The organism is Pseudomonas rubra, assembly GCF_028656935.1.
Taxonomy (GTDB): Bacteria; Pseudomonadota; Gammaproteobacteria; order Pseudomonadales; family Pseudomonadaceae; genus Aquipseudomonas; species Aquipseudomonas rubra.
Genome location: NZ_JAMDGZ010000060.1, coordinates 18,581 through 41,517, shown reverse-complemented (window position 1 = coordinate 41,517; position 22,937 = coordinate 18,581). Strand labels below are relative to the sequence as shown.

Annotated in this window: 25 protein-coding genes and 2 pseudogenes; 11 read left to right on the top strand and 16 right to left on the bottom strand. The window is 55.7% G+C overall.

Translation table 11 applies throughout. The features are described from left to right. Positions 1–11 precede the first annotated feature (11 nt). Both M5G17_RS23965 and M5G17_RS23960 read left to right on the top strand, forming a co-directional pair. On the top strand, positions 12–1,526 hold the full coding sequence (locus M5G17_RS23965; RefSeq protein WP_236042856.1) for a cryptochrome/photolyase family protein: 1,515 nt from the start codon (positions 12–14) through the stop codon (positions 1,524–1,526). Next, entirely contained in the window at positions 1,523–1,702 is a 180-nt protein-coding gene (locus M5G17_RS23960) for a DUF2256 domain-containing protein (protein WP_115089615.1), read from the top strand. Before M5G17_RS23965 ends, M5G17_RS23960 begins: the two co-directional genes overlap by 4 nt. On the opposite strand, the gene M5G17_RS23955 is transcribed toward M5G17_RS23960, so the two are convergent. From M5G17_RS23955 to M5G17_RS23925, 7 genes are all read right to left on the bottom strand, one after another. Beyond that, on the bottom strand, positions 1,643–2,116 hold the full coding sequence (locus tag M5G17_RS23955; protein ID WP_401293958.1) for a DUF2878 domain-containing protein: 474 nt from the start codon (positions 2,114–2,116) through the stop codon (positions 1,643–1,645). The genes M5G17_RS23960 and M5G17_RS23955 overlap by 60 nt on opposite strands. A 17-nt stretch (positions 2,117–2,133) precedes the next feature. Next, positions 2,134–3,393: an SAM-dependent methyltransferase gene (locus M5G17_RS23950; RefSeq protein ID WP_203583944.1), complete on the bottom strand. Its 1,260-nt coding sequence runs from the start codon at positions 3,391–3,393 to the stop codon at positions 2,134–2,136. Continuing rightward, positions 3,368–4,177: a DUF1365 domain-containing protein gene (locus M5G17_RS23945; protein WP_115089617.1), complete on the bottom strand. Its 810-nt coding sequence runs from the start codon at positions 4,175–4,177 to the stop codon at positions 3,368–3,370. The genes M5G17_RS23950 and M5G17_RS23945 overlap by 26 nt, the downstream gene beginning before the upstream one ends. Further along, a complete protein-coding gene (locus M5G17_RS23940) occupies positions 4,174–5,421 on the bottom strand; it encodes an NAD(P)/FAD-dependent oxidoreductase (protein WP_203583945.1) in 1,248 nt (415 codons plus the stop codon). The genes M5G17_RS23945 and M5G17_RS23940 overlap by 4 nt, the downstream gene beginning before the upstream one ends. A gap of 5 nt (positions 5,422–5,426) precedes the next feature. Continuing rightward, the gene (locus tag M5G17_RS23935; RefSeq protein ID WP_195884043.1) at positions 5,427–6,179 is read right to left on the bottom strand and encodes an SDR family NAD(P)-dependent oxidoreductase; all 753 of its coding nucleotides are present in this window, start codon (positions 6,177–6,179) and stop codon (positions 5,427–5,429) included. After that, positions 6,176–6,598: a nuclear transport factor 2 family protein gene (locus M5G17_RS23930; RefSeq protein WP_195884044.1), complete on the bottom strand. Its 423-nt coding sequence runs from the start codon at positions 6,596–6,598 to the stop codon at positions 6,176–6,178. The genes M5G17_RS23935 and M5G17_RS23930 overlap by 4 nt, the downstream gene beginning before the upstream one ends. Before the next feature lie 108 nt (positions 6,599–6,706). Next, entirely contained in the window at positions 6,707–7,153 is a 447-nt protein-coding gene (locus M5G17_RS23925) for a PAS domain-containing protein (protein ID WP_115089621.1), read from the bottom strand. A gap of 156 nt (positions 7,154–7,309) precedes the next feature. Here M5G17_RS23925 and M5G17_RS23920 point away from each other — a divergent pair, with 156 nt between their 5' ends. Next, positions 7,310–8,209, top strand: a complete 900-nt coding sequence (locus tag M5G17_RS23920; RefSeq protein ID WP_203583947.1) for a MerR family transcriptional regulator — start codon at positions 7,310–7,312, stop codon at positions 8,207–8,209. A 739-nt stretch (positions 8,210–8,948) separates the two neighbouring features. Then, positions 8,949–10,099 (top strand): IS3 family transposase gene (locus M5G17_RS23915; RefSeq protein ID WP_273895344.1). Its coding sequence is split into 2 segments (ribosomal slippage): positions 8,949–9,186 and positions 9,186–10,099, totalling 1,152 coding nucleotides; the frame shifts between segments, so codons are not numbered across the junction. On the opposite strand, the pseudogene M5G17_RS23910 reads toward M5G17_RS23915, so the two are convergent. Next, positions 10,096–10,203 (bottom strand): annotated as a pseudogene (locus M5G17_RS23910) (chromate resistance protein ChrB domain-containing protein); the annotation flags it as partial. The gene M5G17_RS23915 and the pseudogene M5G17_RS23910 overlap by 4 nt on opposite strands. A 211-nt stretch (positions 10,204–10,414) precedes the next feature. Here M5G17_RS23910 and M5G17_RS23905 point away from each other — a divergent pair. From M5G17_RS23905 to M5G17_RS23895, 3 genes are read left to right on the top strand one after another with little or no spacing between them, the layout of a single operon-like run. Then, positions 10,415–10,720 (top strand): ArsR/SmtB family transcription factor, encoded by a 306-nt coding sequence (locus tag M5G17_RS23905; RefSeq protein ID WP_115086606.1) that lies wholly within the window; start codon positions 10,415–10,417, stop codon positions 10,718–10,720. Beyond that, positions 10,717–11,151 carry a YeeE/YedE family protein gene (locus tag M5G17_RS23900; RefSeq protein ID WP_115086607.1) on the top strand — a complete coding sequence of 145 codons (435 nt, stop codon included), beginning with the start codon at positions 10,717–10,719 and terminating at the stop codon, positions 11,149–11,151. Before M5G17_RS23905 ends, M5G17_RS23900 begins: the two co-directional genes overlap by 4 nt. A 2-nt stretch (positions 11,152–11,153) precedes the next feature. Next, positions 11,154–11,573, top strand: a complete 420-nt coding sequence (locus M5G17_RS23895; RefSeq protein WP_115086608.1) for a DUF6691 family protein — start codon at positions 11,154–11,156, stop codon at positions 11,571–11,573. A gap of 51 nt (positions 11,574–11,624) precedes the next feature. On the opposite strand, the gene M5G17_RS23890 is transcribed toward M5G17_RS23895, so the two are convergent. The 4 genes from M5G17_RS23890 to M5G17_RS23875 all read right to left on the bottom strand — a co-directional run bounded on the left by M5G17_RS23890 (position 11,625) and on the right by M5G17_RS23875 (position 15,632). Beyond that, positions 11,625–12,866, bottom strand: coding sequence for an MgtC/SapB family protein (locus M5G17_RS23890; protein WP_273895343.1), 1,242 nt, complete (start codon positions 12,864–12,866; stop codon positions 11,625–11,627). A 71-nt stretch (positions 12,867–12,937) separates the two neighbouring features. Then, positions 12,938–13,738: a helix-turn-helix domain-containing protein gene (locus M5G17_RS23885; RefSeq protein WP_273895342.1), complete on the bottom strand. Its 801-nt coding sequence runs from the start codon at positions 13,736–13,738 to the stop codon at positions 12,938–12,940. 255 nt (positions 13,739–13,993) lie between these two features. After that, a complete protein-coding gene (locus M5G17_RS23880) occupies positions 13,994–14,479 on the bottom strand; it encodes a hypothetical protein (protein ID WP_273895341.1) in 486 nt (161 codons plus the stop codon). A gap of 79 nt (positions 14,480–14,558) precedes the next feature. Beyond that, the gene (locus M5G17_RS23875; protein ID WP_258610665.1) at positions 14,559–15,632 is read right to left on the bottom strand and encodes an NAD(P)-dependent alcohol dehydrogenase; all 1,074 of its coding nucleotides are present in this window, start codon (positions 15,630–15,632) and stop codon (positions 14,559–14,561) included. A gap of 268 nt (positions 15,633–15,900) precedes the next feature. Between M5G17_RS23875 and M5G17_RS23870 the strand changes: the two genes are divergently transcribed. After that, positions 15,901–16,827 (top strand): universal stress protein, encoded by a 927-nt coding sequence (locus tag M5G17_RS23870; protein WP_273895340.1) that lies wholly within the window; start codon positions 15,901–15,903, stop codon positions 16,825–16,827. Positions 16,828–16,886: 59 nt separating this feature from the next. Here the strand turns inward: M5G17_RS23870 and M5G17_RS23865 are convergent, their stop codons facing one another. Further along, positions 16,887–17,435, bottom strand: coding sequence for a GNAT family N-acetyltransferase (locus M5G17_RS23865; protein ID WP_273895339.1), 549 nt, complete (start codon positions 17,433–17,435; stop codon positions 16,887–16,889). 204 nt (positions 17,436–17,639) lie between these two features. Between M5G17_RS23865 and M5G17_RS23860 the strand changes: the two genes are divergently transcribed. From M5G17_RS23860 to M5G17_RS23850, 3 genes and pseudogenes are all read left to right on the top strand, one after another. Further along, complete coding sequence (locus tag M5G17_RS23860; RefSeq protein ID WP_273895338.1) at positions 17,640–18,527, top strand: universal stress protein; 888 nt, start codon at positions 17,640–17,642, stop codon at positions 18,525–18,527. 33 nt (positions 18,528–18,560) lie between these two features. Then, positions 18,561–19,442 (top strand): annotated as a pseudogene (locus tag M5G17_RS23855) (MBL fold metallo-hydrolase RNA specificity domain-containing protein); the annotation flags it as partial. 54 nt (positions 19,443–19,496) lie between these two features. Then, positions 19,497–20,150 (top strand): hypothetical protein, encoded by a 654-nt coding sequence (locus M5G17_RS23850; RefSeq protein WP_273895337.1) that lies wholly within the window; start codon positions 19,497–19,499, stop codon positions 20,148–20,150. Here M5G17_RS23850 and M5G17_RS23845 read toward each other — a convergent pair. From M5G17_RS23845 to M5G17_RS23835, 3 genes are all read right to left on the bottom strand, one after another. Then, positions 20,139–20,711 carry a GNAT family N-acetyltransferase gene (locus M5G17_RS23845; protein ID WP_273895336.1) on the bottom strand — a complete coding sequence of 191 codons (573 nt, stop codon included), beginning with the start codon at positions 20,709–20,711 and terminating at the stop codon, positions 20,139–20,141. The genes M5G17_RS23850 and M5G17_RS23845 overlap by 12 nt on opposite strands. 194 nt (positions 20,712–20,905) lie before the next feature. Next, entirely contained in the window at positions 20,906–22,273 is a 1,368-nt protein-coding gene (locus M5G17_RS23840; protein ID WP_273895335.1) for a sensor histidine kinase, read from the bottom strand. Beyond that, a complete protein-coding gene (locus tag M5G17_RS23835; protein WP_273895334.1) occupies positions 22,270–22,932 on the bottom strand; it encodes a response regulator in 663 nt (220 codons plus the stop codon). The genes M5G17_RS23840 and M5G17_RS23835 overlap by 4 nt, the downstream gene beginning before the upstream one ends. Positions 22,933–22,937: the final 5 nt, after the last annotated feature.

Sequence of the window (22,937 nt, the reverse complement as noted above, 5' to 3'; positions counted from 1 at the left end):
GGCGCCTGGGTTTGGTGCTGGGCGATCAGCTGTCTTTTGACCTGGCGGTGCTGCGCGCCCTGGACCCGGCACGCGACGTTCTGCTGATGGCTGAGGTCGAGGGTGAAGCACGCTATGTGCCGCATCATCCGCAGAAGATTGTGCTGATACTCAGCGCAATGCGCCATTTCGCTCAGGCCCTGCGCGAGCGAGGCTGGAATGTGCACTACCAGCAACTGGATACGCCGGGCAACAGCGGTAGTATCGCCGGGGAGCTACAGCGGTGGCAGGCGTTACTGCATGCAGACGAGGTGCATGTAACCGAATGTGGCGAGTGGCGGCTAGAACAGGCGTTACGTGATGCCGGGTTGCCGCTTGTGTGGCATCGTGACACCCGCTTTCTATGTTCGCGCGAAGCCTTCGCGCGTTGGTCCGCTGGCCGCAAGCACTTGCGAATGGAGCACTTCTATCGGGGAATGCGCAAGCGTTGTGGCCTGCTGCTGGAACCTGAAGGAAGCCCTGCCGGAGGTGCCTGGAATTTTGATGGCGACAACCGTAAGCCACTGCCGCGTGGTCTGCGCGGGCCAATTCCCGCACAATTTGCTCATGATGCGATCACAGCGGCGGTGGTGACATTAGTACGTGAGCGTTTTGCCGACCATTATGGTGCAGTCGATACCTTTGACTACCCGGTCACTCATGACCAAGCACAGCAGCTCTGGGAGCACTTTCTTGAGTTCAGTCTTGCGGCCTTCGGTGACTATCAGGATGCGATGGCTGAGGGCGAACCATACCTTTTTCATGCACGCATCAGTGCAGCACTGAATATCGGCCTGCTGGATGTGCGCCGGCTGTGTGACGATGTCGACCGAGCCTGGCGCGAGGGGAGGGTACCGCTCAACGCCGCCGAAGGCTTTATCCGCCAGTTGATCGGTTGGCGCGAGTTTGTGCGGGGTATCTACTGGCTACGCATGCCCGAATACGCGGCGCTGAATTACTTGGGCAACGACCGATCGCTGCCCGAATTTTATTGGACGGGGCAGACCCGCATGCGCTGCATGGCCCAGGTGATTGATCAGACCCTGGAGTTGGGCTACGCGCATCATATCCAGCGACTGATGGTCACCGGTAATTTCGCGTTACTGGCCGGCATCGCGCCGCCCGCGATATGCGAATGGTACCTGGCCGTGTACATGGATGCCTTCGACTGGGTCGAGCTGCCCAATACACTGGGCATGGTGATGCATGCAGATGGTGGTTACCTTGGCTCGAAGCCCTATTGCGCCAGCGGCCGTTATATTCAGCGCATGTCCGACCATTGCAAATCTTGCAGCTACAAAGTCGAACACGCCGTGGAGGAGGACGCTTGTCCGTTTAATGCACTCTATTGGCATTTCCTCATCCGTCATCGCCAGTTACTGTCGAAAAACCCTCGACTGGCATTGGTCTATCGCAGTCTGGATGGCATGTCGTCGACCCGGCGCGATGCGGTGTGGCTACGTGGCCAGAGGCTGTTGGCACACCTGGATGCGGGGGAGTCGATATGAACAAGCGATTGTTGCCGAGCAAGTTCTGCGTCGTGTGTGGCTTGCCGTTCACCTGGCGCAAGCGTTGGGCACGCTGCTGGGAGCACGTTCGCTACTGTTCTGAGCGCTGTCGCCGCTCAGCGCCACGACGCGACCCGCACGGCGAGGGGCAAGACCAGCGCCCAGATCGGCGCTAGCAGCAGGCCTGTGCCGACGTGCCCCATCGGCAGATCAACACCTGTGAGCCTGGCACCGGCCAGATATGCCAGCGGGCCACTGAACATGCCCACCAGAGCCGCCCGCCAGTAGGGGCGTCCTGTCCAAGCCAGGCTATGGCGCAAGCCGCTGGCTAACACCAGCCACAGTAATGCCAGCCACACAGGCAAGGGCCGCTGGTCAAAGCTGAACACCCCCACAGAGCCCAACAGAGTGTCCAGCAAGCACCCTGCAAGTGCCACGCGCAAAAGCGCACGCACTTCGGCGCTACGCTCCTGACAAAGGCGCAGGTGTAAAGCTAGTCCGATCGGCACAATGAGCAGAAGCCATTGAACGTGTGCACCCAAGACGCATGCCCACCAGCCGACCTGAAGCCAAAGGGCATTGCCGATCATCCACCCGCGGCCCAATTTTACGTGCCCGGCAATGGCGCCCGGCGAGCCCGCGGCGTAGCCCACAGTAACTGCGCCACGCCGATCGCGCGCTCTTCAAAGCCGCCTTGGCAGTAGCACAGGTAGAACTCCCACAAGCGCTGGAAGGTGTCGTCGTAGCCCAGTTCCGTCAGCACCGTCCGCGCTTGACGCAAGTTGTCATGCCAATGACGTAGGGTACGCGCGTAGTCCAGACCGAAGTCTTCGAGGTGTACCAGGTTCAGCGCGGTCTGGCGGCTAGCGGTTTCGAGCATCACGCTCAGCGAAGGTAGCGCGCCTCCGGGGAAGATGTAACGTTGGATGAAGTCCACCGAGCGGCGGGCCAGTGCATAGCGCTGGTCGCGAATGGTGATTGCCTGTAACAGCATCAGGCCATCGTCTTTGAGCAACGACTCACACTGGCGAAAATAGGTGGGTAGATAGCGGTGTCCGACGGCCTCGATCATCTCGATCGATACCAGTTTATCGAAACGTCCGCGCAGATCACGGTAATCCTCGCGCAACACCGTAATACGTTGCTCCAGGCCCAGCGCCTTCACACGTTGGCACGTATAAGCGTACTGCGCGTCGGAGAGTGTCGTGGTGGTAACGCGGCAGCCGTGGCGGGTAGCGGCATGGATGGCCAGGCTGCCCCAGCCGCTGCCAATCTCCAGAAGATGCTCGTGGGGTTTGAGCTCAAGCTTCTTGCAGATGCGTTCCAGCTTATTCAGCTGGGCCGCTTCAAGGGTCTGTTCGGCACTGTCGAACTGTGCGGCGGAGTACATCATAGTCGGGTCGAGCAATCGCTCGAACAGGGCGTTGCCCATGTCGTAATGGGCGAGAATGTTGCGTCGAGCGCCTCGTCGGCTGTTCCGGTTGAGCCGGTGCAGCAAGCGCAGGACCGGGCGCCCGAGTCGAGCCAGGCCTGCCTCCATGGCGTCGAGGACATCGAGGTTGGCAACGAACAGACGGGTCACAGCCGCTAGGTCAGGACTGCGCCAATAGCCGTGGATATACGCTTCCCCAGCACCAATCGAGCCATTACCGGCGATCAGGTTCCAGGTCGCGTCTTCGAGGATCTCCACCTCGGCTTGCAACTGACTCGCCGGGTCGCCGAAGCTCCACTGCTGACCCTTGCTGAGCACGCGTAGATGTCCTTGGCTCAACCGCCGTAACTGAGCGAGCACGGTGTTTCGGGTGAGACCGCCCAGGAATGGGGTGATGCCTGTTGACTTGCTAACGCTCAGAGTGGGATTGGACATGATCGGGGTCCTTGCAAGGTTTACCGAGCACTAGGTTGCCCTGGCCGGCAGTGTGGTCGTGAATGGGGGTGCGCTTGAGCAAGAGGCGCAAGGCTTGCCAATAGATGGATGAAACAGTGCGTAGGCTCATCCACGGAAAAGCCAAAATGTGCCGATGCAAGGTGGCGCGATTGAGCGGCTGGCGTTGCAATGCCAGATCGGCCTCGAACACTTTGTGCCCCGCACGCCAGTTCTCCATATGGATGCGCACGCGTTGCTCATCGAGGAAGAAATGCAGGCGATAATCCATATCCAGCGGCATGAACGGCGAGACGTGGAACGCTTTGGCCATGGCGAATGAGCGTCCCTGACCCTCCTGTACCGGCAGCACGTAGTGAAAGCGTTCGCGCCAAGGTGTGTTACGCACCTCCAGCAGGATTGCTGCCAGGTGCCCGTCAACGTCATGGCAAAAATAGAAGCTCACAGGGTTGAACGACAACCCCCAGCAGCGTGGTTGGGCGAGCAATTGCACGGCACCTTCGGGGCGCTGTCCGGTGGCTTGCTCCACTAATAGACGCGCGGCCTGCGCCAATGATTCTCCATCACGGGTCAGCCCCGGCAGGTAATCGGTTTCGCGCCAGCTCAGGGGCGCAAACCGCGACCGGCCCAGCCAGGGAGAGAGACCTGTTAGCCAGGCCTGCTCATCCAGATCGAGGTAGAACAAGCCGATCCGGTAGCGGAATGCATGGTGGTGCGGGGCCATCCGGCGGTGGCTGACCCAGCCCTGGCACAAACTGCTGTTCACAGGCGCTCTCCAAAGTGCTCGGCCACTTTAAGTGCGCTGAGCACCCCGTCCTCGTGAAAGCCATTGCCCCAGTAGGCTCCGCAGTAGTAACTGTTTTGCCTGCCCTGTAGTTCGCCGTGGCGGGCCTGGGCTATCAATGCTGCGAGGCTGTATTGGGGGTGGGCGTATTTGAAGCGGGCCAGAATCTGCGCGGGATCCACCAGCGCGGTCTGATTGAGGCTCACGCAGAACGTTACCGGCGCTTCGATTGCTTGAAGGATGCTCATGTTGTAGGTCAGAGCCGCGGGTGCCTGTTCCTCGCCGCCCAGGCGGTAGTTCCAACTGGCCCAGGCCTTGCGCCGGCGCGGCAGCAGTCGGGTGTCGGTGTGAAGCACTACGTCATTGCTGGCATAGGTGATGGCGCTCAACACCGAGCGTTCGGCCACGCTGGGTCTTCCCAGCAGGGCCAGGGCCTGGTCGCTATGGCAGGCAAACACAATGCTGTCGAAACGCTCCATGCCCGCCGCGCTGAAGAGGGTTACGCCGCCTTCGTCACGCTCGACCCGCTTGACCGGACAGTTCAAGCGGATGCGCTCGGCAAAGGGCCGGCACAACGGCGCCACATAGCTGCGTGAGCCGCCCTCGATCACCCGCCACTGCGGACGGTGGCTCACCGATAACAGGCCGTGATTTCGGCAGAAGCGCACAAAGAACTTCAAGGGAAAAGCGAGCATGTCGGCAAGTGACATAGACCAGATTGCCGAGCCCATGGGCACGATGTAATGGTCGATGAAGCGTTGCCCATAGCCCTGTGTCTTAAGGTAGATACCGAGGGTCGTTTCACTATCAATGCGCTGGTTGTCCAGATCGGCCAGAACCTCGCGGTTAAAACGCAGGATATCCTTCAGCATGCCCCAGAATCCGGGGGACACCAGGTTACGACGCTGCGCGAACAACGTGTCCAAGCCATGGCCGTTGTATTCGAAACCTCTACGTGGGTCATGCACTGAAAAGCTCATCTGCGTGGGCTGCGAGGCAACCTTTAGATGGTCGAGCAAGCGGATGAAGTTTGGGTAGGTCCAGTCGTTGAACACGATGAACCCGGTATCCACCGCGTACCGCTGGCCTTGCCATTGCACATCGACTGTATGGGTATGGCCGCCGATCCAATCGGCGGCCTCAAATACCGTCACCTCGTGCCGGCGGGACAGCAGGTAGCTGCAGGTTAGTCCAGCGATGCCGGTGCCGATGATGGCGATACGCATGAGTTTTAGTCCTTTGGGGCACGCACCAGGCGCTGGCAAAGCTTCAGTCGCCAGCGCACCGGCAGGGCGCCGATCACGCGCAGGCCCAGCGTAAATGCAGTGGGGAAGTTAATTTCCAGCGGGCGTCGCGGCAGGCGTGCAGTGATATGTGCGGCGGCACGCTCGGTGGTCCACAACTGAGGCATGGGGAAGTCGTTGCGACGGGTCAACGGCGTATCGACGAATCCAGGGCTGACCAGCGTTACGGCAATACCTTCATTGATCAGGTCGAAGCGAAGCGATTCCACCAGGTAGCGCACGGCCGCCTTGGAGGCGCCATAGGCTCCGGCACGAGGGAGCGACAACCAGGTCACCGCACTGCCCATTACGACCAGGTGCGGGCGCTCACCGCGATGCAGCAAAGGGAGGGCCGCTGCAATACAGTGGCTTACACCAAACAGGTTGGTGCGCACCACACGTTCGACCAGTGCCGGGTCGAAGAGTCCTGGTTCGAGGTATTCGCACGTTCCGGCATTGAGGATGACCAGGTCTAGCGCCCCCCAGGTGTGCTCGATCTGTGCGGTGATCCTGGAGACCTGCTCAGCGCAATCGACATCGCCGACGGCCGCCAATACCTGCCCCGGATATCGTTGCATCAAGTGCAATAAGCGGTTGGCATCACGTGTACCCAAGGCAACCCGGTGCCCTTGGTCCAGCAATTGGACGGCAAGGGCAGCGCCGATTCCGCTACTTGCCCCCGTCAGCCAGCAACGGCTCATACCAGCCGGCCCTTGAGCAAGCGGATAGCGCCGCCCATGACTGGTACGTGCTCGTAAAGCAGTGCACCTGCGTCAAAGTAGTCCTGGTGGAAGTGAACACGCTCTTGCCACTTGAGAAAACTGCAGCCCTGCAGACTGATCAGCCTGCCATTGGCGAGTCGGGGGTGGCGGAACTCTAGCGTCCAGCGCAGGTAGCCCTGGCCCGGCTGAACTTCGTCCGCGCCGGCGATAACGTAACGAATGTCCTGTGCGTTGGCGTAAAGCTCGGTGAAGTAGCGACGAAGCGCTGCCAGGCCATCGATCTGATGCAACGGATCACGGAACGTTACGTTATCGCTATACAGTTTTTCGAGGCTATCGAGGCTCCGCCCATCAAGGCTGGAGAAGCGCTCCGCGAAATACTGCAGATAAGTGGACATGCAAGGCTCCCGAAAATCCTGTACAACAGTGAAATTCTGTACAGATATAAGAGGAGCTTACGTCTAAATCTATACAAGTCAACGGCCCTGTATAGATTTGTTGCAAGGTCAGCCGTTGCCTGATGCGAGTTGTCGACGCAAATCGACTATCTCTGCCTCCAGTTCGCGGACCCGCTCTTCGGCGAAGACCTGTGCCGTAACATCACGCTGGATGCCGATGTAGTAAGTCAGTTCATCGGCATCGTTGTGTACGGGGGTGATAGACAGCTCATTCCAGAACAGGCTGCCATCCTTGCGATAGTTGCGCAGCACTTGGCAACACGGGCGCCCTTCGCGAATTGCCTCGCGGATGGCTGCGATACCTGGTTGGTTGTGGTCCTGGCCCTGGAGGAAGCGGCAATCCTGATAGAGGATGTCGTCCGTGGCGTAGCCGGTGAGGCGCTCGAAGGCAGGGTTGGTGTAGATCAGGATGCTGTCGTCGCCTTCCTGCTCGGCGACGACGATGCCATCGTTGGAGCTCTCGACCATTAATTGCAAGAGTTTTGCGTCGATCATGTGGCCCACCCACTCAAGTAGCGTTTTCGGTATGCGCAGCGTAGACCTTTGTGCTGGAAGGCTAAGGTGCGGTTGTCGATATCATGATGGAAGAACGATCGCCGTAGAAGGTTGGTATGGGTTTAGAATGTGCAACCGCCCTGATGATCACTTGCGATGACTGAAGCGACCTCCACCGATTTGCTGCCCATGCGCGATGTCGTCAACTTGACTGGCATAAATCCAGTGACCCTGCGCGCCTGGGAACGTCGTCATGGTTTGATTCGCCCACAACGCACCGAAGGCGGGCACCGCCTGTACACGGCCCAGGATGTACAGCGCATACGCGACATACTGCACTGGACCGGTAGTGGCTTGCCGATCAGCAAGGTGGGTGAGTTGCTCGCACGCCAGCACGACGAAGTCGCCCGCCCGCCCGGGCCGCAGACCGATTCCATTGAGCATTGGCGCGCTGCTGTACTACGAGCGACGAAAGCATTCGACCGGCAGGCGCTCGAGGGCATTCATGGTCAGCTTTTCACCTTGTACCCCAAGGCTACGGTGTTGCTCGATGTGCTGATGCCGGTCTGGCGCAGTCTGTTGTCTGGCAGCGCTTTCGGTCAGCGTAGCCAATGGCTGTTCCTCGATACTTTTCTGCGAGCTCGCCTATTGCTACGTCTGCAACTAAATCAACTCGGTGCCCCATGTGTGTTACTGGCCGGCATTGAAGGAAGCGCTGAGCTGGATTTGCTGAGCAACGGCTTACTTCTCAGTAGTGAGCGGTGGCGTATCGAGGTGTTAGGCAGTGGGCAGCCGCTCGAGGAACTGCCATTGTTGTGCGCGACCCTCCAGCCTGCAGCACTTGTGCTCGCACTCCAGGGGCCCGTAAACACGGCACTGGCGAAGAAGCTATGTTCCTTACAGATGGACATTGCCTGTCCACTTGCATTGATTGGGGACGGGTTGCCTGACTCGATTGCAGTTCTGCACGATATTCCGATCGCGCTTCTGGATCAGCGAAACGTTGGAGCTAGTTTGAAACTGGATGCATTGCTCAGGGGCGCTTTGGAGCTTTGACTGAGCGCTCAAGGGCCTTAGACGTTGCGCTGCCTGTTGCCTGACTATGTTCTTCAACCCGTTCGACTGTTTAGTGCTCGCGCGTTGAACATAGCGGATTGTCGGAGTGTAGTGTGAGCGGGGAAAGAGTCGCTCATCTTCGGTCTATTGATCTGGTATCTGCGAGAATTGCTGCATCAGCGGTGCCTTGGCGCGCGTCAGCACCATGACCATGCGTACCTGGTTCTCCGGTACGTCGAGGACGGCGCAGTCCACAATGTGCGGCGAGGCTTGATATCCCAATGCCTGTGCAGCCTGCACCATCCCAGGTACAGCACTCAGTCGGTGAACTCCGACACGTCGTCAATTAGTGCCGCATGTGGCCGGTGGAACTCCAGCTACGACGCCGGGGCCCAGGCCGTCGAGCGCGAGGCATCGTGCTCAGTGTTCTCGACTTTTTGCCGCGGGCGTTAGAGTGGCCCCGGCTGCAGGGCGAGGCGAGTAGGAGGTCATGGGCAGGAACCTGCTCCCAGCGGGTCTGATGGGTCTTGACAAACGTCTTGGGTGCGTTGGGGACTGTCCGTAGATAAGCCATTTTTAACGTAACTGCAGTGCATCTAGGGTGCCAAGGACTGAATTCCGGGGTACTAAAAAATGCCCTCAGGGCTCCTGATTTGCTATTAAGCCATCCATCGGTCTGAATCCCCCCGGGTTTCGTAGACACCTCTTTGCCTTAAACTGAGGCCAATTAGGAGGTTCCATGAGCAACCCGCGTTACCCCGAAGAATTCAAAATCCAAGCGGTCAATCAAGTGACTGAAAAGAAGCTGCCTGTCGCTGATGTGGCAGCACGTCTTGGTGTGTCGACACATAGCCTCTATGCCTGGATAAAGCGCTACAGCAAACCTCAAGAAGAGCGGCAGCAGGACGATGATCAGCACGCTGAACTGCGTCGCCTGCGAGCGGAGCTCAAACGGGTCACCGAAGAGCGAGACATATTAAAAAAGGCCGCCGCGTACTTTGCCAAGGAGTGCGGCTGAAGTACGCCTTTATCAAGCAGCGAGCGGGCGACTATTCCATACGACGGCTTTGCCAGACGCTGAAGGTCCATCCTAGTGGTTATTACGCCTGGTTGTCTGAGCCGCAATCTGCACGCGCCAAAGACGACCAGCGATTGCTGGGTTTGATCAAGCATTCATGGTTTGAGAGCGGCGGAGTTTATGGCTATCGCAAAATCCATGATGATCTGCGCGAGGTCGGTGAGGATTGTGGTCGGCATCGTGTGGCGAGGCTGATGCGTCTCGAAGGTCTGCGCTCTCAGACAGGATATCGACGACGCCCTGGAAAGCACGGCGGTAAGCCAGCGGTCGCCTCACCCAATTTGCTGAGGCGCCAGTTCGATGTCGTAGAGCCCAACAAAGTTTGGGTCACTGACATCACCTACATTCGTACGTATGAGGGCTGGTTGTATTTGGCTGTGGTGCTGGATCTGTTTTCGCGTCAGGTCGTTGGCTGGTCAATGAAGCCGCAGATGACCAGTGATTTGGCCATTGATGCGTTATTAATGGCGGTGTGGAGACGAAAACCGAAGCAGGAGGTGATGGTTCACTCCGACCAAGGCAGCCAGTACAGTAGCTCCGATTGGCGCAGTTTTTTGAGGGCAAACAATTTGGTTGCCAGTATGAGTCGCCGAGGCAACTGTCATGACAATGCTGTGGCCGAGAGCTTTTTCCAGCTTCTAAAACGGGAGCGAATCAAGCGGAAAATCTACACCACGCGGGAAGACGCTCGTAGTGATGTGTTCGATTACATCGAGATGTTCTACAACGCAAAACGCAGGCATGGCTTCAACAATCAGCTGTCACCGATAGAGTTTGAAAAGCGTTACGCAAAGAGCTTGCAAGGTGTCTAGAAAACCCGGGGCGATTCAGTTGTCAGTTGATCGTCATCGCCGATGCACTCTCTCAAGCCGGCGAGGACACGCTCGATACCCGGTGCCTCGGAAGGTTGGTTTCCTCGGCATTCGTGCTGTTGGCTGCGCTAATTTCTATTGGCCTTCCAAGGCATGGGCAGGCCCTTTGAGACCTTCGGCACCAACGTCGCCGGGGCATATCGTCGGAACCTGATCGGTCGTGGTACTTGCAGGTTTTGTATTATATTATATTATTTTATATAATATATTTAGATGTATCATGTGAGCGAGATTACAGTCATAGAAGGACTGGCGATGGATGTTCAGCAGTTACGCGGCAACACCGAAGCAGCAGCTCAGTTGCTTAAAACCCTGGGAAATCCAGAGCGACTGCTGTTGCTATGCCAGTTGTCTGAAGGTGAGCGCAGTGTAAGTGAGCTGGAGTCCCTGCTTGGCATTCAGCAGCCCACCTTGTCTCAGCAATTAGGGGTTTTGAGGCGCGAAGATCTGGTGGCGACAAGGCGTGAAGGTAAGCAGATTTTCTATCGCATCGATAGTCCAGCTGCCCTGGCGGTGATTAAAACCTTGTATCAATGGTTCTGTGCGAAGGAGCCGAAATGACTATCGACTGGGTCAATTTCACACCTTGGTCGGCCTTGCTCGGCGGTGCGTTGATCGGGCTTGCCGTGAGCCTGTTTGCACTTGTGAATGGCCGTATTGCCGGTATTAGCGGGCTGCTGGGCAGTTTGCTGCAAAAGAAGGGCGAGGGCAGAGGCGAGAAAGCACTGTTTCTCCTGGGGGTGTTGGTCGCCCCCCTAGTGTGGTGGTTATTTGCGGGTCGGCCGGTCGTACAGTTTCAGACAGACTGGGTAGGGTTGCTTGTGGCCGGTTTGCTGGTTGGCCTGGGAACACGTTACGCGGCAGGTTGCACCAGTGGGCATGGTGTCTGTGGACTGGCGCGTCTGTCGCCTCGTTCACTTGTCGCAACACTGTGCTTTATGTGCGCGGGATTTGCAGTTGTATTCGTTAGCCGTCACCTGGCAGGAGTATGAGCATGCGATGGGTAATGGCTTTTATCTGCGGTGTGGTGTTTGGCCTTGGCTTGTTGTTGGCGGGCATGGTTAATCCAGCCAAGGTAATCGGCTTTCTGGATCTGGCAGGAAGCTGGGATCCATCACTCGGGTTGGTAATGGTGGGTGCTATCGGGGTGGCACTTTTGCCCATGCAGTGGAGCAGCAAACAAACACGCTCGATGCTTGGTTTGCCGATGCAAATGCCTCGGATGCGGGCACTAGATCGGCAGTTGGTGGTGGGCAGCCTGGTATTTGGTGTCGGTTGGGGTATTGCCGGTATCTGCCCGGGGCCTGCACTCGCCCTGGTGTTAAGTGGCCACTGGCAAATACTAGTATTCGTACTTGCGATGTTGGTGGGAATGGCGCTCTTCAGCCTGCTTGAAAGCTGGCGTGCTCGTTAAAGATCCATGAGTGCCATCGTGTCTCAGCCTTGAGAGAAGGGGGCGGATCCTTTACTGGAGCAGCAATCCAGCCCACATCGAAGTAATGATCGCCAACTGACCGACTATGACATAAGCGGCAAATTTTGCGCCCCCGCTGATCCAGGCTAGAACACATTTGGTAAGTGTATTGCTGCTCATTGCGGTCAGCGCGGGCACCGCAATGTCGGCCATTGATAGTTGCCCGGACTTTACCACCGACGCGATAGATGCTGCCGTTGCGTGAGCATCAGCCAGGCCGCTAAATACCGACGCAATCAGTACACCATTGTGTCCAAAGGCATGCAGCAGTGCCGAGGACAGCAACGTGATGCCCGTTACGGCCACAGTCACAACGAGGGCGACCTTGAGATTGAAAGCACTGTCGCCGACTTGGGCTGCGGCCTGCACAAGCGCAGGGTTCCATGGGGCGAGGAGCAGCGAACCATATGCCACTGTTGTGAACGCAGCCAGCAAAATAGAAGCCCATAATTCCCCCAAAAAAGCCGGATCGACTGTACCCAGCACCAGACCCAACATCGCGATAGTCGCTAGGTTAGAGAATATCGCTGCGGCGCTGAACGCTTTGACAGACGACTGTTCACTTCGGGCCAGATGTCCCATCAGGGCGATGGTCGCCGAGCCTGAAGCAAACCCAGATGCGATGGCACTGAGGGTATAGCCATAGCGCTTGCCTACCACACGTAAGGCAATATGACCCAATGCCCCAGCCCCCATCAGCAGTACGGTCAGGGTACAGATTGTGCGGGGATTGATGGCACCAAATGGGCCGACGAAGCGATCGGGTGCCAAGGGGAGAATGACCAACACGGCTATCAGCAGTACCAACCCATCGCGGACTTCGCTTTCAGTCAGTTGATTGCGGACAAATCGATGCAGTTCTTGCCTGAATGCGAGAACAACCGTAATCACGACCCCGACAGCGACAGCCAGTTCGGGCTGGTCAAAACTCAAGGCGCCGAGTAGCAAGACGAAAAGCAGAGCAATTTCACTGGTGATGCCTGGATCCTTGCCAGAGTGTTTCCAGTAGGCGACTGCAACGATGATTGCCAAGGCAATACTCATGATGGCGACCAACATCGTACCCGCTACGGCCATGCATACGTAACCCAGTACAGACGTGATGGCAAAGGTTCTAAGTCCGGCAAACTCACGATGCTCCCCGGTACCTTTTTTGCGTTCACGCTCCAGGCCTACGAGCATACCTATACCCAAGGCAGCAGCGAGATGGGTAATGTCCAGGGTTTCAAGCATGACTGCCGCATCGATGCGCGGGGGAGGGCAGTTGTCGAGGCTGCTTGGGACGGGCTGAAATACATCCCAGCTTATTGATTTGCCGCTGAGCCTTTACTGTAGCCATGTTCTAGAGCCTTCAAGCCAGGCAAATTCAAAATTTCCACTGTACGTCCGCTGAACTGCACTATGTCCAGGTGGCGCAGGTGTGCTATGCATCTACAGACGGTTTCAAGTCTCAACCCCAGATAGGACGCAATGTCATCTCTCGACATGCGCAGAACAAAGCTATGGGCGGAAAACCCGCGTTCTACGTATCGTTTGGACAAGCCTAGTAGAAAGCTGGCCATTCGTTCTTCTGCGGTGAGGTTGCACATCATTAACAGCCGCTTATGCTCTCGAACAATTTCACTGCTGAGTAGCCTATTGAGGCTTTGTTGTAGGAACGGGAACTCATGGGCTAACGACTCCAGGCGTTGATAAGGAATAAGGCAAACTTCACTGTCCTCAAGAGCAAACGCACTGCATACATGCCGGTTGGTGCTGATCGCATCGCACCCCATTGTGTCTCCTGGCATCCAGAAGTTGGTTACCAGCCCTTGTCCTTCCGCATTTGCAAAGCAGGTCTTAAAACTTCCGAGGCGTACTGCATAGAGGTATTCCAACGGGTCGTTGGCGTGATACAAGCCGTAACCTTTCTTGATCCGTATGCGCTGTCTGATCAGCTCACTGAAACGGTCGTTTCCGTGTTTGCACAAGCCAGTTGGAAGACACAACGAACTGACCCTGCAATCCACGCAAGCCGCCCTGTATGGGTTTACATTGATGGGGGGTACCACCCCTATGGGATTACGTTCCTCTAGGTCAGTGGCAACGTTCAGGAGGCTATGCATTTCTCACCTCCGATACCGGGGTAGCAGATCCTGATGGGGCAATAGGGTCATGCAGGTCGCGATTTATGAGCTTGCCAGGTACCAGAGGATAGCTAGCAATCATCGCCAGGGAGTGTGGGGCGTTCAATCGAGTATTAAGTCGATCAACGAAGGCTGTCGCTTCGTCAATACTGCGAAAACTCACCATCCATACGTCCAGGTGAACCCACCAACGGTTTTGACGCGGATGATTTTCAATGTAGACGTTCATTGATGCTACTCCGTAATCGATGCAGTGGAATGCAAAGGACGCCGGTTTAGTGAGTGCTTTCTAGGTACGCTGAATACCAACAAACCCTGATGGTAATTGAGAGTGAAATGGTCAAGATCCATTGACGGCGGAATGGTTCGTGAAGAACTAAACCATCCACACTCAGATGAGATAGCTGTCGTCGAGGCGTCGGCAGCATCCGGCATCACCCAACCGCTTAAGGTGAATTGCTGCGTTGTAATCCCAATCTGCAAGCTGTCGATACCTACAGACTGCAAGTCCGCGGTGACGATGAACTGATCCCCGATGTTCCTGGCGAACAGGACAGGTTGGTAGGGCAATCCCACTTCGCGGCGCAACATGAGTTCTAAGTCTGGGGCGCGGTAGCTCCGCTTGCCACCGACGAGACCAAGCAAGCGTTTTCTAGTCTGGTTAAGCATTAAACCAGGGGCTAGTCGCGGCAGGATGGACAGAAAGAGTGATTTGAACATTTGACGCGCTCCACATTCGATCGAATCAGGAACGGCGTCCATGCCATCAGGTGTTCAAGCTGCTAAAAGCACGTCTAATTCAGGGCGTAATGGCTACTTTCATGACACCGTCCCGTTGATGTCCAAATAGTTCGTAGGCGGCTTCAATGTCGTCCAACTTGAACCGGTGCGTCACCAGTGGCGCCAGATCAATGCGCCCGCTGGCGATGACTTCCATCAAGCGTCGCATACGCTCTTTGCCACCGGGGCACAGTGTGGTCACGATGTTGTAGTCGCCTAGGCCAGCAGCAAAGGCATCAAGTGGAATGCGCAAGTCTGAAGAGTAAACGCCAAGGCTGGATAAGGTTCCTCCGGGACGTAGCACCCGCAGCGCTGATTCAAATGTCGATTGGGTTCCGAGTGCTTCAATCGCAACATCGACCCCACGGCCTATGGTAATCGCCATGATCTGCTCGACGATGTTGCCTTGTGTGAAGTCGATTACGTGAGTAGCACCTAGCTGACGGGCAACGGTCATACGCGCATTTACGGTGTCGACACCGATGATCGTGCCTGCACCTTTCAAGCGGGCACCGGCCACCGCGCAAAGACCAATAGGCCCTAGCGCAAATACGGCGACCGTATCACCGATTTTTACATCACCCCGTTCTGCACCGCTGAACCCGGTAGACATGATGTCTGGGCACATCAAAACTTGTTCGTCACTAAGATTATCGGGGATCAGTGAAAGGTTGGCCATGGCGTCAGGCACCCGAACATACTCGGCCTGGCAGCCATCAATCGTGTTGCCGAACTTCCAACCACCAATAGCTTTGAATCCATGAAGGGTGCCCGGCCCATCCTGAGATGAGCATCCACACAGGCACGCATTACTGTGGCCGCTTGGGGTTATTGCGCCAGCAATGACCCGCTGTCCTTCGCTAAAGCCTTGAACCTGGGCGCCGAGCTTTTCAATGATACCAACGGGTTCATGACCTATGGTCAGCCCTTTGGCGACAGGGTATTCACCACGAAGGATGTGGATGTCGGTTCCGCAGATCGTCGTGGTTGTGAGCCGCACCAACGCATCGGCGGGGCCAATGTCCGGAATTGGCTTGTCGTCCAGTACTATCCGGTTTTTCTCCACAAAAATTGCAGCTTTCATGGTAGCCATGGCAGCGGTTCCTCTTTGGGATCGTGGCATTCACTTCTGCTTAGCGTGCGCTGAAAATCATCGAATCAATTGACTGGGATCAAGGAATCAAATCCATTTTTTGTAGTTAGGTTACCGTGCGTCGGACTGCGCCGATGGTCGTGTGCTACACCCAATCGCCGTGTCCTTTTGAGGTGGTGTGCATCCGATTTTGATGCAAGTCAAACACACAGCCTTGGACGGATGCAGGATGGTGCGTACCTACTCATCGCTTAGTGCGAGGTGTGTCATGTCCGACTATCAACGCTTGTTGTTCATCGCCCCCCCTTTGATGCAGCGCACTGACGCCTTTGACCGTGCTGCTGCTTTGGCAAAAGCCAAAGGCATTGCATTACATATAGTGGCTTTCGATTACCTTGAGGGGCTTGCCACCGCAGGGCTGGTCAATGAACAGGCGCTGGCAGTGATGCGCCAGGCCTATGTCGAAAAGCACCGCCAGTGGCTGGAAACCCAGGCTGTACCCCTGCGTAGGAACGGGCTGACTGTCACCACAGAAGTAGTCTGGGTCAACAACGTCCTGGACGAAATCCTGACTCACCTGAAAGAGCAGCCGTTTGCGATGGTGGTCAAGGACATAGAGCATGAGTCGCGCCTGATGCGGGCGATGTTCACCACACTCGATATACGGCTGTTAAGGGAGTGCTCGGTTCCATTGCACTTTGTCGACAAGGCCAGCCATGCTATGCCTCGCAAAGTCCTTGCTGCCGTTGACCTATCGCGTCCCGAGGATCAGTACCAAGGGTTCAATGACCGCATCATCAATGAAGCGTTGAAATTGGCCATGCAATGTAAGGCGCAGGTGGAGATCTTGTATGCCTATGATTTGACCTCTATGCAAACGGATGCGGAGAACCTCGGGCGTAAATCATTTTTGTTTGGCTCAAATGTTGCCGAAAGTTTGCATGAAGCCCAAAGCGACGCCTTTCGCGAGCTAGCTGAGCGCAACGGTATTGATCCGGAGAGTTGCCATATGATCATGGGCGACCCAGCAAAAGTCTTGAGCATCTTCTGCGAAGCTCAAGGTACCGATATCGTAGTGATGGGGCGGGTGCACCACCGTGGTTTGGCCAAGTACATCGGCAGCACGGTTGAAAGGGTACTTTACAAAATGCCTAGCAGTGTCCTGGTAATCACCCCGGAAACTCCAGTGGTCTGACAAAGAACCTGCCTCAGCGCGGTTTCGGAGCTCGTATAATACCGCGCTGAGGTAAATGATCATCCATGTAGGTCGAGCTCATGGATGATTTCAGTTACATCTCCAGCCAGGTAGCGTGAGGAAAAACCGAGTGTTTTCGCAAGTCGATGCATCCCGTAGTTGTTTGAGAGATCACGTGAAATCATGCGCTCATAGCCATTGCTGCGTGCGGCGCTGATCAGGTGATTCATTAACAGTCTACCCAAGCCTTTGCGCTGCCATGGCTCGCTTACGGCAACCGCACACTCGCAGTTCTTGCTGTCGGGGACTGCCGCATAGCGGCTTTCGCCGATTTCACGCAGTTGGCCACCGTCATACATCAACGCGACGTAAGCCATGCGGTGTTGGTAGTCCACATCCATCAACCGTTCGAAAAACGATGATGCCTCCCCGCTAAACCCTGCTAGGAAGCGAAAGCGTCTCAACTCGTAAGACACATGCCCTACAAACTCATGATCCCTCTCACGGTCGGGCTCACGCAGTGGTCGAATCAGTACAGGAGTACCGTCGTTCAACGACTCTATCCAGTGCTCCTTGGACAGATCGCCAAAATCGATATCGTTATTCATCGCGCTCTCCGGGCTTACAGTCATCAAAGGGAGCTTGCCGATTACTGTTGTACTGCTCACCAGCATCCTCGTTCTGACTTGAATCAAGTTCGTTGCGTGTCGCAGCCTTTCTGATCTGAATCAAGTCTGAAGCGGGGTCAAGGCACAGAATTTAGTACCTGAGCTTCGATTCCCGGTAGGCGATGACATGATTGGAGGTTTGCGATGAGTCAGTACCAACAATTGTTGCTGCTTGCCCTGGATGCCGATTTGACCTCGCCAGCGGCACAACGCGCCAAGGCTTTGGCTAAAACGACGGGGGCAGGGTTGCATGTCTTGGGTTTATTTGAACCTCATGGGCTTAGCAACTGGCGAGAAGAAGTAGAGGTTGAACAGCAAATCGCCGAGCAGTTCTCACAATATCGTGATCGATTGACGGAAACGGTTGGGGCAATACATATAGACGAAGCGTGCGCTACCAGCCAGGCAGCATTGACCGACGATCCCGTCAAGGACGTGGTTGACTGCATTCAAACGCTTCGTCCCGACATGGTCATCAAGGACATTGATGAGGTTTCAGCGCTCAAGCGGGTGTTTGGGGTCTCTTTCGATAGCGAGCTGATGCGCGCCAGTCCGGTACCTGTACATTTTGTCCAGCATGGCAATGTGCCTCTTCCCAACGTAATCCTTGCAGCCGTCGATACGGCCAATTCGGAGCAAGGAAACGACTTCAATCACAAAATAATCCGCGCAGCCACGGCCATGGCGCTGCAATGCAATGCTCAGTTGCACCTACTTTCTGCCTATGACATTTCACCAATATTTGTTGCCGATTCGAATGCGGCTTTGGACTGGGTTGAGGAGCTAATTGCTGTATTACGTGAACCTTATGAGGAACTGGCCGACTTCTACGGCGTCGCTACTGAATGTCGACATTTTGTCCAAGGGCCGCCAGTGAACGCTATCAGCGATCTGGTGCGCGATTTGGCTGTTGATGTTGTGGTTATGGGGATAGTGCAACCTAAAGGCTTGGGCAAACTGCTCGGTGATACGACAGACCGGATAGTGAACTCGGCACATTGCAGCGTACTGGCTGTTAATTCCGGCAACTAGAGCCCTCCGACCAGCTTTCGAGGTCAGAATCATGCAGGTCACATTTTAGGTGCCGCGACTGTCGAAATAAATGCAGGAGGCCAAACCATAGTGTTTTCTGGTGACCTAGGGCGCCCCAACGACCCTATCATGCGAACCCCGGAGCTGATCCAGAACGCAGACATTCTTTTGGTCGAATCTACGTATGGTGACCGACAGCACCCGAAGGAGGCTCCAGAGACGTATCTCGCCAATGTCATTAATCAAACACTGCTAAGGCACGGCATCACCCTGGTGCCGTCATTTGCCGTTGGGCGTGCGCAATTATTGATGTACTACCTGTATGCGCTCAAAAGAGAGCATCGAATCCCAGACATTCCGGTTTACCTCAATAGTCCAATGGCATCAGATACCACCGCGCTGTATCAGCGCTTTCACCAAGAGCATCGCCTATCTGCCGAGGAGTGCGCAGCGATGTGCCGTAGCACCCATATCATTCGTACAGTCGACGAATCAAAACACCTTGACCAGCTTCGCGACCCTGCGGTGATCATCGCAGCCAGTGGCATGACAACCGGGGGCAGGGTACTGCATCACCTGAAGGCGCTGGCTCCCACCCCCCGCAATACGTTGTTGTTTTCTGGGTTTCAGGCCGGTGGTACTCGCGGAGCGGACATCATTGCTGGAGTTAGGACAATCCGTATGCACGGTGAGAATGTCCCGATACGCGCTCAGGTTTCTGCCATGGAGAGTCTGTCGGCGCATGCCGATGCTGATGAAATCATGCAGTGGTTGCGGGGCTTCAAGAGGCCCCCTCGGCATACCTTTGTGGTGCATGGTGAACCCCACGCAGCTGATACGCTGCGGCGCCGAATCAGCCTTGAGCTTGGTTGGTCGGTGTCAGTGCCAGAGCACCTTGAAACCGTAGAGCTTTAGTTGCCCAGCACCGTATAGCCTACTTTGGCACGGACTAATGTGAGGGTATTGACCATGAACGCAACCAGTAAAGAGAAGCTTAAAGCCTGGTTGAAAAGGCCACGAGCTAGCTTCGGCATAATTGCTGGAGTGGTGAGCTTCGTAGTGTTGGTATCTATTGCAGGCTGGTTCGATGGTACTGTCGAGTTGCTTTCGGCCAAGCCCTGGATCTTACTGGGCTTTGTTGCGATCAGTCTGTGCGTTGGGGCCATTGTGCAACATCGTTACACCCTATTTGTTGGTAAAGTTATTTTCAATCCTGGCTCAACAGGGTGGCGGCATAAGGTTGATCGTATCTCGACCTACGCTAAAGAATCGAACTTGGTTTTGTGTTTTCTGATAACCATAGGGGTGGGGTATCCCACAACGTTGTACTACGCGGCTCGATCAATTCGTACCATCGTTGCTGCCTGTGAAACGAACCTCAACGATCAGCTTGCGTTCCCGGGGGAGGATGGGAGGTCGGTATCTATTTCTTCGCCCATCTGCTTGTGTTTGTCTGAGGTATTTCTGGACAGAAATGGTGTATTGCGGCTCGCCCTGTTCAACACTTCAGTCTTTGAAGTAAGTGATTTCCAAGGCATCACTGAGGAGGACGAGCAGCAATGTTTGAACCGTGTGATTTCTGGTGAGCAGTCTGCAGCTTCGCAGCGCTCATCAAGTCAATGAAAGGCGATGGATAACCTGGCAGGCATCGCTGGGATCACGCGCAGTCGAAAAGCCGAAATCACGAGCTAGGTCATGCATCGCCGTATTGGCCGCCGAGTCGATTGAGTACATCTCTTGGTACCCATTCGCCCGAGCCTTATCGATCAGGTGGCTAAGTAACAGCGCTCCTAGGCCGCGATGCTTCCATTGATCATCAACGGTAACCGCACACTCACATTCATCTGGTTGGACGCCGGCTGCGTAACGACTAATACCGACCTCTATGAGCTCGCCTTTTACATGTGCTAAAGCCACATATGCCATTTTCTCCCGCTGATCGACGGTCATCAACTGATCAAGCATGGCTTCACCTGGCTCTTTGATTTGGCACAAAAAGCGAAAGTGTCGCGACTCTGGTGAAAGGCGCATGATGAAGGCCTTTTCTCGCTCGCGATCCTCTGCACGCAGAGGTCTGATGAGGACGTGCCCGCCATCCTTTAGCGGCTCGATCCAGTGTTCGCCTTTTTCAGGAGGAAAGGCGGGAGTAGATGGTGTTTGCGCGTTAGATTGAACAGGTGCCATGGGATTTACTCCGAAGGGATGGAGAGGTTCGTAAATCACCATTCTTATCTACACCTGTCGGGGCGCCCCCGTTTGATGTATGTCAAACATGAGTCTTCCCAACCAATTTACGGGTGGCTACTTTCAAGGCTTTGTCCGACGTGCGCCCAGCCACTGGGCCCACCGACGGGAGACTGATTGCGAATCCGAGAGTATTACTTGAAGGGTAGGTCTAACGTTGCACGCATACCTCCCTGACTACGATTTTCTAGCGTTATCTGCCCTCCCATACGATCTGCAATTGTTTTCACGATAGCGAGCCCCAGTCCTGCTCCCTGGTCATTACCTCGACTATAGAAACGTTCAAGGAGCCGGCCATACTCGGACTCATCGATACCCGGGCCGTCGTCTTCGACAGACAGTTCGTAGTGGTCGCCTTTTCTTCCAAGACGCACCGTGATCAGGCCGTGTGCCGGAGAAAAATTTGCCGCATTGGTTACCAGATTGTTTATCGCAATATTGATGGCAGTCGGATCAACTCTGACGTTGTAGGTGTCGTCGCTGACATCGAATACCAGTTCAAGTCCCTGGCTCAGCAGCCAAGGCGTCAATTGAACCAGGCTGTCGCGGACGGTGGCTGCAAGATCAATGGTTGATGGCGTAGTGGATACTGATTGCGGCTCGATGCGAGCCATCGTAAGCAACTGGTTGACCAATCGACTGGTACGATCCACACCCGCAATCAAATGCTCTAGTGACTCGCGCCGACTTTCTTCACTCTGTGTTTCCAACAAGTTCTGGGCATGTACCTTTAGCACCGCCAGGGGGGTGCGCATTTCATGCGCAGCGTCGGCAATGAAACGTCGCTCACGCCCAAGCACTTCCTGAATTTGCGCCAGCATACGGTTGAGCGCTGCCTGCATTGGCTCCAGCTCGCTCGGAAGGGGGGTCAATTGAAGTGGCTCCAGTGACCCGCTGTGTCTAGCACGAAGGGTAGAAGCCATATTCGCGAGCGGCCTGAGACCCCATCCAATGGCAAGCCAAACTATTGCCGCAAGAATCAAGCTGCCCAAAACGTTAGGCCACAAGGTGTGGCGCACAATACGCTCAACGAGGTCAGCTCGCACATCATCGCGCTCGCCCACCCAAATCCGCATACCGTTGCGTTTGTCTTCCAACATGAAAGCGCGCCAATTCCGATTGTTCAGATCCACGACATCGCTGAAACCGGGCTTGCCAGGCAGGGTGTGAAAAGAGGGGGCGCTCGCCGTATGCACAAGGAGCTCACCTTGGCTGTTCCAGACTTGGAACGCGATTTTGCTTTCGTAAGGATGTCCGTCGACTCTGGGTACGGCTTCGCCTAATGCTGTATTGAAGGCCTGATAGAGCTCGGCGTACTCCTTTCTCTGTAGCGGCATGCGCATGACACCCTGTAGAAGCCGTGCGTTTTGTGCGAGCTGAGCGTCGTAGACTTCCGTGATTTCGTGATTACTGTCGTGAAAATTAAGCGCACTGATCACCGCAAACCCCAAGAGCATCAAGCCGATTATCAGGGTGAGTGTGCGACGTCGGATTGACGTCATCGACGCTCCTCCACCAGATATCCCACGCCGCGAACTGTGCGAATCAGATCAGTCGAGAACTTCTTGCGCAGGTGATGGATGTGTACTTCCAGCGTGTTGCTTTCGGCTTCTTCGCTCCAGCCGTACAACAATTGCATCAGTTGATCTCGGGTCATCACGCGACCAGGAGGTGACAGCAATTCATGCAGCAACTGATATTCCTTGGGTGTCAGGGCTACAGGCAGGCCCTGGTAGCTGACTTGCTGGGTGCCAGGGTTCAGACAGATGCCCGCATGCTCGATCAACATCTGTGCTCGTCCGGCACTGCGGCGTAACAACGCACGTAGACGGGCCTTCAGTTCGGCCAGGTCGAACGGTTTGATCAGATAGTCGTCGGCGCCTGCGTCCAGCCCGGCGATACGGTCTTCTGTTGCATCACGGGCCGTGAGGATCAGCACCGGCAGGTTGGAACCGCTATCGCGCAGGCGCCTGAGTACTTCTAGTCCGTCCATACGTGGCAAACCAAGGTCAAGCACTGCCAAGTCGAAGGTCTCACTGAGCATGGCGTGCAGAGCACTACTCCCGTCCTTGAGCCAATCGACAGTGTAACCTTCACGCCCTAGCGCTTGATGAATACCCTCGCCCAGGGCGACATCATCTTCGATCAGCAATAAACGCACGCAAA